The sequence below is a fragment of the Mycobacterium sp. E1715 genome, from assembly GCF_001667625.1.
Lineage (GTDB): Bacteria > Actinomycetota > Actinomycetes > Mycobacteriales > Mycobacteriaceae > Mycobacterium.
On sequence record NZ_LZJJ01000465.1, the window covers coordinates 1 to 7151 of the forward strand.

Consider the following 7151-nt stretch of genomic DNA (forward strand, 5'->3'; position numbering starts at 1 on the left):
GCGTGCGTGTCTCCTGCGCTGGCGTCGAGCCGATCACGGACCGCCGTGCGCAACGGTAGGTCGCGGCAACTGAGCGGTCTCGAAGAGACGCTGACCGCCCAGCGAGGCCACCAGTTGGTCGGCGTGGTGCGCATCCCCGAGGAGCACGCCAGCCCCATTCGGGTGATCACCCGCCGCGTGGCCATCGCGCTGGTGGTGCTGTTCGCGGCGGCCGTCATCGTCTACGCGGACCGCAACGGCTACCGCGATGTGCGGGGCCAGCCGCTGACCTTTCTGGACTGCGTGTACTTCTCCGCGGTGTCGCTGTCGACGACCGGCTACGGCGATATCACGCCATACACCGAAACCGCGCGTTTGGTTCACACCCTGATCTTCACCGCGCTGCGGATCGCGTTCCTGGCCGTATTGGTCGGCACGACCCTCGAGGTGCTCTCCGAGCGCTCCCGGCAGGGGTGGAAGATTCAGCGTTGGAGGAGCAGAGTGCGCAACCACACGATCGTGATCGGCTACGGCACCAAGGGCAAGACGGCCGTCGCGGCGATCCTCAGCGACGAGGCCGCCCAGGGCGAGGTCGTCGTCGTCGACACCGATCGCAGCACCCTCGAGCACGCCGCGACCGCGGGCCTGGTCACCGTGCACGGCGACGCCACCAAGGCCGACGTGCTTCGGCTGGCCGGGGCGCAACACGCGGCGTCGATCATCGTGGCCACCAGCCGCGACGACACCGCGGTGCTGGTCACGCTGACCGCCCGGGAGATCGCCCCCAACGCCAAGATCGTGGCGTCCATCCGAGAGGCCGAAAACCAGCACCTGCTACAGCAATCGGGCGCAGACTCGGTGGTGGTCTCCTCGGCGACCGCCGGCCGCCTGCTGGGGCTGGCCACCACCACGCCCAGCGTCGTGGAGATGATCGAAGACCTGCTGACACCGGACTTCGGGCTGGCGATCGCCGAGCGCGAGGTGGAGCCGGCCGAGGTCGGCGGCTCCCCGCGCCATCTGCGCGACATCGTGCTCGGCGTGGTGCGTGACGGCCACCTGCTGCGCATCGGCGCGCCCGAGGTGGACGCTGTCGAGGCCAACGACCGGCTGCTCTACATCCGGCACGCGGGGCACTAGTGGCGATCGCAAGAGCGGCGGAGCCGGTCGCGGCGGGTCGCCACGATGGCTGGGCGATCGCAAGAGCGGCGGAGCCGGTCGCGGCGGGTCGCCACGATGGCTGGCTCTAGTGGGCATCGCGGACTTTCGGCTACGGAACGTGCCGTTGCTGTCGCGGGTCGGCGCCGACCGGGCCGACCAACTGCGCACCGACGTCGAGGCGGCCGCCGCCGGCTGGGCGGACGCGGCGCTGCTGCGGGTGGATTCGCGCAGTCAGGTGCTGGTCGCCGACGGCCGGGTGGTGCTGGGCTCGGCGGCCAGGCTGGCCGACAAGCCGCCACCGGACGCGGTGTTCCTGGGCCGCATCGACAACGGGCGCCACGTGTGGGCGATCCGCGGCGCTCTGGAGGCGCCGGAGGACGAAGACGTGCACGCCGAGGTGGTGAACCTGCGCGGCCTGGGGTCGATCCTCGACGACACCAGCAGCCAACTGGTCTCGTCGGCCGTCGCGCTGCTCAATTGGCACGACTCGGCGCGGTTCAGCTCGGTCGACGGCTCGCCGACCCGCCCGGCGCGGGCGGGCTGGGCACGGGTCAACCCGGTCACCGGGCACGAGGAGTTTCCGCGCATCGACCCGGCCGTGATCTGCCTGGTCCACGACGGCGGCGACCGTGCGGTGCTGGCCCGCCAGGCGGTGTGGCCGGAGCGGATGTTCTCGCTGTTGGCCGGGTTCGTCGAGGCCGGTGAATCGTTCGAGGTCTGCGTCGCCCGCGAGATCCGCGAGGAGATCGGCCTCACCGTCCGCGACGTCCGCTACCTGGGCAGCCAGCCGTGGCCGTTCCCGCGCTCGCTCATGGTCGGCTTCCACGCCGTCGCGGACCCCGGCGAGGAGTTCTCGTTCAACGACGGCGAGATCGCGGAGGCGGCGTGGTTCACCCGCGACGAGGTGCGCGCGGCGCTCGCGGCCGGTGACTGGTCCAGCTCGGCGGATTCGAAACTGCTGCTGCCCGGCTCGATCTCGATCGCGCGCGTGATCATCGAATCCTGGGCCGCGATCGACTGACCCGGCGCCGCTACTTGATGCGGTCCGTCACGGTCTGCAGCACGGCGCTGGCGACCTGATCGGTGGGTTCGATTCCCAGCACGCCGACGGAGACCAGCACCGATGACTTCACCGTGTAGAGGTGAATCCAGCCGTCGGAGTTCAGCTTCAACGTCAGGGAATCCGGCTTGTTCAGCGTGAAGTCATACGCGGTGTGGTGCAGGGAGGCGCACTGATCCAGCGTCGTGTGCAGCTGGTTGAGCGCCCCGCGGGCGACGTTGGCGTCCGGGTAGACGACGACGGCGTTGGTGACCTCGTTGATCGGGGCGATGCCGCCCGGCCTCAGGTCGTCGGTCGAGCCGGCGTAGGCGACAGAGCGGTATTCCTTCCAGCCCCCGGCGAAGGTGAGGTCCGTGGTTCCCACCGCCCGGCACGGCGCCGGCGGGTTGCCGATGGTCTCCCGTGGCGGATCGTGGCGGTCGGCATACGGATACGGTTGCAGGCCTTCGAAATTGGCGATGTGACGCGCATCGTCGAGGCTGATGACCAAGGAGTCGGCGTACACGTGCGGGCTCGGGTTCGCCGCCGTACGGGAGTGCGAGCATGCCGTCAGTACGGCGACGGCGATGACGGCCGAAGCCATGCCGGCCAGCGACAGGCGCCGAGGCAAGCGGCTCGACCGATCACTCGACGCCATGCTCGCCAATGTTAGGGCCGCGCTCGGCGGCAGGCAGAGCAGTTGGTGAACACCGGCGGCGTGTCGGCGCGCCCGGCCCTCTTTAGGCGCCGGCCTCGGCCAGCTTGGCCTTGACCTCGGCCGCGCTCGGGTTGGTCAGGGTGGATCCGTCGGCGAACTTCACCGTCGGGACCGTCCGATTGCCGCCGTTGACCGACCCGACGAATTCCGCCGCCGCGGGGTCGTGCTCGATGTCGACCGCCTGGTACGGAATTCCGTTGGATTTCAACACAGTCATGAGGCGATGGCAGTAGCCACACCATGAGGTCGTGTAGACGGTGATCGGGGCAGTGGTCATAGCTCGTTAACGTAGCCCGCAGGCGGTGTGTTCCGCGCCCGAACACCGCACCCATATCCCGACGCGCACCGGCCGGGGCCGCGGTTTGTCGGCCATCGCTGCCAAGATGGACGCCATGCCGATGGTCGCCGACGCCTTGACCGCCGGGCTGGACGACGAGCAACGCGAGGCCGTCCTGGCTCCCCGCGGCCCGGTCTGCGTGCTTGCCGGGGCCGGAACGGGCAAGACCCGCACCATCACCCACCGGATCGCGCAGTTGGTGGCGAGCGGCCATGTGGCCGCCGGGCAGGTGCTGGCGGTCACGTTCACCCAGCGGGCGGCGGGGGAGATGCGTTCCCGGCTGCGCACGCTGGACGCCGCAGCGGGCGCCGACACCGGCGTCGGCGGGGTGCAGGCCCTGACCTTTCACGCCGCGGCGCACCGGCAGCTGCGGTACTTCTGGCCGCGGGTGGTCGGTGACACCGGCTGGCAGCTGCTGGACACCAAGTTCGCCGTGGTGGCGCGGGCGGCCAGCCGCTCAAGGATCAACGCCAGTACCGACGACGTCCGCGACCTGGCGGGCGAGATCGAGTGGGCCAAGGCGTCGCTGATCACCCCCGAGGAGTATCCGGCCGCCGTGGCCGAGGCCGGGCGGGACATCCCGCTCGACGCCGCCCGGGTCGCGACCGTGTACGCCGCCTACGAGGCGCTGAAGGTCCGCGACGAATCGGTGACGCTGCTCGACTTCGACGACCTGCTGCTGCACACCGCGGCGGCGATCGAGAACGACGCCGCCGTGGCCGACGAATTCCGGGGCCGCTACCGCTGTTTCGTCGTCGACGAATACCAGGACGTCACACCGCTGCAGCAGCGGGTGCTGGCGGCGTGGCTGGGCGACCGGGACGACCTGACCGTCGTCGGTGACGCCAACCAGACCATCTACTCGTTCACCGGGGCCTCGCCGCGGTTCCTGCTGGACTTCTCGCGGCGCTATCCCGACGCCACCGTGGTCCGCCTGGAACGCGACTATCGCTCCACCCCGCAGGTGGTGTCGTTGGCCAACCAGGTGATCGCCGCGGCCCGCGGGCGGGTCGCCGGCAGCAAGCTGCACCTGTCCGGTCAGCGTCCGCCGGGCCCGGCGCCGTCGTTCCGCGAGCATCCCGACGAACCGGCCGAGGCCGCCGCTGTCGCGGCGTCGATCGCCCGGCTGATCGAAGCGGGCACCCCGGCGTCGGAGATCGCCGTGCTCTACCGGGTCAACGCGCAGTCCGAGGCCTACGAGGAGGCGCTGACCGAGGCCGGCATTCCCTATCAGGTTCGCGGCGGCGAGGGCTTTTTCACCCGGCAGGAGATCAAACAGGCGCTGCTGGCGCTGCAGCGGGCGGCCGAGCGCGGCGCCGACGGTCCGCTGCCCGGCGTCGTAAGAGCCGTCCTGGAACCGCTGGGTCTGACGGCCGAGCCGCCGGTGGGCGCCCGGGCCCGGGAGCGCTGGGACGCGCTGGCCGCGCTGGCCGAGCTGGTCGACGCCGAGGTGGCCCAGCGCCCGCAGCTGGACCTCGCCGGCCTGCTGGCCGAGCTTCGGTTGCGCGCCGACGCGCGCCACCCGCCGGTGGTGCAGGGCGTGACGCTGGCCTCGTTGCACGCCGCCAAGGGGCTGGAGTGGGACGCGGTGTTCCTGGTCGGGCTGGCCGACGGCACGCTGCCCATCTCGCACGCGTTGGCGCACGGCCCCGAAAGCGAGGCGGTCGAGGAGGAGCGCCGGCTGCTGTACGTCGGAATCACCAGGGCGCGAATCCATTTGACGCTCAGCTGGGCGCTGGCCCGCAACCCGGGCGGACGGCAGGGCCGCAAGCCGTCGCGGTTCCTCAACGGCATCGCGCCCCAGGCCCGCGCCGACGCCGCCCCCAACAAGTCCCGGCGCAACCGGGGACCCGCGGCGCGCTGCCGGATCTGCAACAAGGACCTGTCCACCGCCGCGGCGGTCATGCTGCGGCGGTGCGAGACGTGCGCGGCGGACGTCGACGAAGACTTGCTGCTGCGGCTCAAGGCGTGGCGGCTCGACGTCGCCAAGGAGCAGCAGGTGCCCGCGTATGTGGTTTTCACCGACAACACGCTGATCGCCATCGCCGAGCTGCGGCCCGGGGACGAGGACGCGCTGATCGCGATCCCCGGCATCGGCGCGCGCAAGCTGGAGCAGTACGGGCTCGACGTGCTGGAGTTGGTGCGCGGCGCCTAACCACACCGTCGAGCGTGGGGCTTGTGGACGAATTCGAGGCAATTGCCGTCCTAAGGCCCACACTCGGTGAGGCTGTCGCCGATAAGCGCAGGTCAGAAAATCGTTTGTGCCGCGCGCCCGCGGCGGTTTACCCTCGAAGCTGCGTTCTGGCACGACGAAGGGAGGTGGCCACGATGATCAACGACGCGTTCGGTGTGGACGTGGCCGCCGCGGCGGCCACGCTCAAGCATGCCGCCGCCGTGCCGGCGGCCGCGTTGAAGCATCGCGCCGCCGCCGCTGCGACGAACGCGTCCGCAGGACTCGAGGTCCACCGAATGGCTACGTAACTCCCCGGTCTCACCGGATGGCCACGGACCCGAAGTCAAGGATCCGTGGCCATAGTCTTTTCGGGCGCAAGCCCGCTCCCTGGTCCGGATCAGCGAAATCCGCAAGCCCCGACCAGGAAGCAGGTGAGCAGGACATGTCGGCCCTGACAGTCCCCAGACAGCCGTCGCCGGCGTTGCCGTGTCACGCCGGCGATCCCGACCTCTGGTTCGCCGAGACCCCGGCCGACCTCGAGCGCGCCAAGGCGCTCTGCGCGGGCTGCCCGATCCGGCGCGAGTGCCTGGCGTCCGCGCTGGAGCGGGCCGAGCCCTGGGGGGTGTGGGGCGGCGAGATCCTCGACCGCGGCGCCATCCTGAGCTTCAAACGGCCGCGCGGACGCCCCCGCAAGGACGAGGTCGCCGCCTAGATGGCCGCGCTGTCGGGCTCGGCGAAGCCGGGAATCAGCTCCTCGGAGAGGGCCTTGATCGGCACCCGCGCGTCCAGCTGGCACAGGATCGCCGCCACCGAGGCGATGACCCGCATCGGGATGGCCAGCTTGGGCGGCAGGTCCATCTGCCGGGCCGTCTTGATCTGGGACACCGACCGGTCGATCTGGCCGACGGTCATGCGCTGCAGCCATTTGCGCGTGTAGTGGAACTCGTCGACCTCGATGGGTTCGACATACTGGCGCAGCATTTCGTCGATGTCGCGCACCGACACCTGCTGGCCCTTCTGGATGAACCCGACCTTCTCCATCGTCGGCAGCAGCAGATCGTAGTTCTTGTCGCGGGCCAGGCGGATCGTCATCCCGAGCTCGATGGGGTAGCCGCCGGGCAGCGGTGCGACCGCGCCGAAGTCGATGACGCCCATGCGGTCGTCGGGCAGCAGCATGAAGTTGCCCGGGTGGGCGTCGCCGTGCAGCATCCCCAGCCGGCGCGGCGCGTCGAAGGTGAGCTCGAGCAGCCGGGTGCCGATCAGGTCGCGCTGCTCGCGGGTGCCGTCGCGGATGATCTCCGCCAGCGGCAGGCCGTCGATCCACTCCTGGACCACGACCTTGGGCGCGCTGGCGACGACGTGGGGTATCGCGAAGTGCGGGTGGCCCTCGTAGGCCTTGGCGAAGGCGCGCTGGTTGTCGGCCTCCAGCCGGTAGTCGAGCTCCATCTCGGTGCGCTCGACCAGCTCGTCGACGATGCCCTGGACGTCGGCGCCGGGGGCGAGCTGTTTGACCACGCCGACCATCCGCTGCATGGTCTTGAGGTCGGCGCGCAGCGCCTCGTCGGCGCCGGGGTATTGGATCTTGACGGCCACCGGGCGGCCGTCGGCCCAGACCGCCTTGTGCACCTGGCCGATGCTGGCCGAGGCGATGGGTTTGTCGTCGAACGAACTGAACCGTTCGCGCCACTTGGTGCCCAGCTGGGCGTCGAGCACCCGGTGCACCTTGTTGGCGGGTAGCGGCGGGGCG

The 7151-nt window shown here is 70.6% G+C and carries 8 protein-coding genes; 5 read left to right on the forward strand and 3 right to left on the reverse strand.

Translation table 11 applies throughout. The features are described 5' to 3' along the window. The first annotated feature begins 45 nt into the window (after positions 1-45). Positions 46-1116, forward strand: a complete 1071-nt coding sequence (locus A9X03_RS23480; protein WP_067750960.1) for a TrkA family potassium uptake protein — start codon at positions 46-48, stop codon at positions 1114-1116. 109 nt (positions 1117-1225) lie between these two features. Continuing rightward, the gene (gene nudC / locus A9X03_RS23485; protein ID WP_067778946.1) at positions 1226-2158 is read left to right on the forward strand and encodes an NAD(+) diphosphatase; all 933 of its coding nucleotides are present in this window, start codon (positions 1226-1228) and stop codon (positions 2156-2158) included. A gap of 10 nt (positions 2159-2168) precedes the next feature. Here nudC and A9X03_RS23490 read toward each other — a convergent pair whose 3' ends face one another. Together A9X03_RS23490 and mrx1 are read right to left on the reverse strand one after the other, a co-directional pair. Next, positions 2169-2834 carry a sensor domain-containing protein gene (locus A9X03_RS23490; RefSeq protein WP_067778943.1) on the reverse strand — a complete coding sequence of 222 codons (666 nt, stop codon included), beginning with the start codon at positions 2832-2834 and terminating at the stop codon, positions 2169-2171. Positions 2835-2916: 82 nt separating this feature from the next. Further along, complete coding sequence (mrx1, locus tag A9X03_RS23495; RefSeq protein ID WP_067750972.1) at positions 2917-3171, reverse strand: mycoredoxin Mrx1; 255 nt, start codon at positions 3169-3171, stop codon at positions 2917-2919. 115 nt (positions 3172-3286) lie between these two features. Here mrx1 and A9X03_RS23500 point away from each other — a divergent pair, with 115 nt between their 5' ends. From A9X03_RS23500 to A9X03_RS23505, 3 genes are all read left to right on the forward strand, one after another. After that, the gene (locus tag A9X03_RS23500) at positions 3287-5386 is read left to right on the forward strand and encodes an ATP-dependent DNA helicase UvrD2 (protein ID WP_197696134.1); all 2100 of its coding nucleotides are present in this window, start codon (positions 3287-3289) and stop codon (positions 5384-5386) included. Between the two features lie 173 nt (positions 5387-5559). Further along, positions 5560-5712: a hypothetical protein gene (locus A9X03_RS29460; RefSeq protein WP_156669995.1), complete on the forward strand. Its 153-nt coding sequence runs from the start codon at positions 5560-5562 to the stop codon at positions 5710-5712. A gap of 134 nt (positions 5713-5846) precedes the next feature. Further along, the gene (locus A9X03_RS23505) at positions 5847-6116 is read left to right on the forward strand and encodes a WhiB family transcriptional regulator (protein WP_067750977.1); all 270 of its coding nucleotides are present in this window, start codon (positions 5847-5849) and stop codon (positions 6114-6116) included. Here A9X03_RS23505 and A9X03_RS23510 read toward each other — a convergent pair. After that, the coding region (locus A9X03_RS23510; RefSeq protein WP_068263256.1) for an AarF/ABC1/UbiB kinase family protein at positions 6113-7151 on the reverse strand (1039 nt) is incomplete at its 5' end. The two genes, A9X03_RS23505 and A9X03_RS23510, sit on opposite strands and share 4 nt — an antisense overlap.

Bases quoted from the DNA above. Each gene is read 5' to 3' on its own strand.
- A9X03_RS29460 (WP_156669995.1), top strand. From the start codon at position 5,560: ATGATCAACGACGCGTTCGGTGTGGACGTGGCCGCCGCGGCGGCCACG.
- A9X03_RS23500 (WP_197696134.1), top strand. From the start codon at position 3,287: ATGCCGATGGTCGCCGACGCCTTGACCGCCGGGCTGGACGACGAGCAA.
- A9X03_RS23505 (WP_067750977.1), top strand. From the start codon at position 5,847: ATGTCGGCCCTGACAGTCCCCAGACAGCCGTCGCCGGCGTTGCCGTGT.
- mrx1 (WP_067750972.1), bottom strand. From the start codon at position 3,171: ATGACCACTGCCCCGATCACCGTCTACACGACCTCATGGTGTGGCTAC.
- A9X03_RS23490 (WP_067778943.1), bottom strand. From the start codon at position 2,834: ATGGCGTCGAGTGATCGGTCGAGCCGCTTGCCTCGGCGCCTGTCGCTG.